Source organism: Actinomadura sp. BRA 177, from assembly GCF_013372625.1.
In the GTDB taxonomy this organism is placed as follows: domain Bacteria; phylum Actinomycetota; class Actinomycetes; order Streptosporangiales; family Streptosporangiaceae; genus Spirillospora.
In genome coordinates this window covers 1-1,562 of sequence record NZ_JABXFD010000250.1, presented here as the reverse complement: position 1 = coordinate 1,562, position 1,562 = coordinate 1, and the positions used below count along the sequence as shown (strand labels likewise).

At 73.3% G+C, this 1,562-nt stretch carries 2 protein-coding genes; both read right to left on the bottom strand.

Annotated elements, in window-relative coordinates:
• Window positions 1-2 precede the first annotated feature (2 nt).
• Window positions 3-947, bottom strand: coding sequence for a serine/threonine-protein kinase (locus HUX53_RS10295; protein ID WP_176402932.1), 945 nt, complete (start codon window positions 945-947; stop codon window positions 3-5).
• 114 nt (window positions 948-1,061) lie between these two features.
• The coding region (locus HUX53_RS10290) for an OB-fold nucleic acid binding domain-containing protein (protein WP_255205115.1) at window positions 1,062-1,562 on the bottom strand (501 nt) is incomplete at its 5' end.

The window sequence follows — 1,562 nt, the reverse complement described above, 5'->3', positions numbered from 1 at the left end:
TTTCACATATGCTTTGATCTTACAAGGCACAGGTCTGCATACGAGTTAGGTGTCCGTCTCGTGGCCACGGACATGTGTATAAGACGCAGGACCAGTTCGGTCGTCACGGCGGCCTCGACACCGCCGCCCACCAGCGCGAGCAGCAGGTCGCGGACGCTCGGCCGGGCGCCGGGGTCCTTGCGCAGCGCCGCCTGGACGAGCCCGGACAGCGACGGCGGCAGGTCCCCGGTCTCCGGTTCGGCGTGCACGGCGCGGGCCGCGAGCAGCTGGAACGAGCCCTGCCCGAACGGGTTGCGGCCGCTCGCCGCGTACGCCACGAGGCAGCCCCAGGCGAACACGTCCACGGCCGTGGTGACCTGCTGCGTGGTGATCTGCTCGGGCGCGATCCAGCCGGGCGTCCCGACGACCTGCCCGGTCCGGGTGTGGGAGGAGACCATGTCCAGCGCGCGGGCGATCCCGAAGTCGATCACCCGGGGGCCGGAGATGGACAGCAGCACGTTGCTCGGCTTCAGGTCGCGGTGCACCAGCCCGGCGCTGTGGATGGCGACGAGCGCGGCGGCGACGCCGACCGCGACGCCGTGCAGCATCCCGGGCGACAGCGCGCCCTTCTCGCTCACGTGCTCCAGCAGCGACGGCCCGTCGATGTACTCGGTCACCATGTAGGCGAGGCCGAGGTCCTCGCCGTGTTCGAGGACCTGCGCGGTGCAGAACGACGCGACCCGCTGGGCGTTGGCGGCCTCGTCGTGGAAGCGGGCGAGGAACGTCCGGTCGCCGGCCAGTTCGGCGCGGACGACCTTCACCGCCACGGGACGCCCGTCCTCGCCGCGGCCGAGGTACACGGCGCCCATCCCGCCCTCGCCGATCTTGGCCTCGATGCGGTACCGGCCGATCCGGGTGGGGTCGTCCGGGCGCAGCTCGCGCAGGGAGGACGCTCGCGGCCCGTCCATGGAGATCACCTTTTCTCCGCGAGCCGCGTCTTGGCGGCCGCCCCCGCGGCGGCACGCGGCCCCAGCTTTTCCTTACGATGACAGAGCGCGGCCCGAGGTTCTAGCGTCCGCCGATCAATGGAAATCGCGGGACTTGACGCGGCCGGGGACGGGCAGCCGCCGCAGCCGGGTCGCGCGGACGTTCGCGACGCCGTCGGCGCGTTCCAGCCGCCCGCTGACCAGCAGCGCCTGCGAGTCGACGGCGAGGCCGCGGTGCCGCTGGAACACCTGCGGCGGGCACACCACGTTGATGATGCCGGTCTCGTCCTCCAGCGTCATGAACACGATGCCGCCGGCGGTCGGCGGGCGCTGCCGGTGGGTGACGAGCCCGGCGACGACGACGTTGGTCTCGCCCGGCGTGGCGGCGAGCCGCACGGACGACAGCGCGCCCAGCTCGTCCAGGGCCTCCCGGACGTGCGCGACCGGATGGACGCGGGACACCCCCGTGGCCCACAGGTCGGCGAGCGTCTCCTCGATCGGCGTCATCGCGGGCAGCGCGGGCGCCGCCGCGCCCGGCGTCACGCCCTCCAGCTGCCCCGGCCCGGAACCGGCCAGCGCGCCCGCCGCCCACAGGGC

Excerpts from the sequence above, each read along its gene's own strand:
- HUX53_RS10295 (WP_176402932.1), bottom strand. The coding sequence starts at position 947 with ATGGACGGGCCGCGAGCGTCCTCCCTGCGCGAGCTGCGCCCGGACGAC.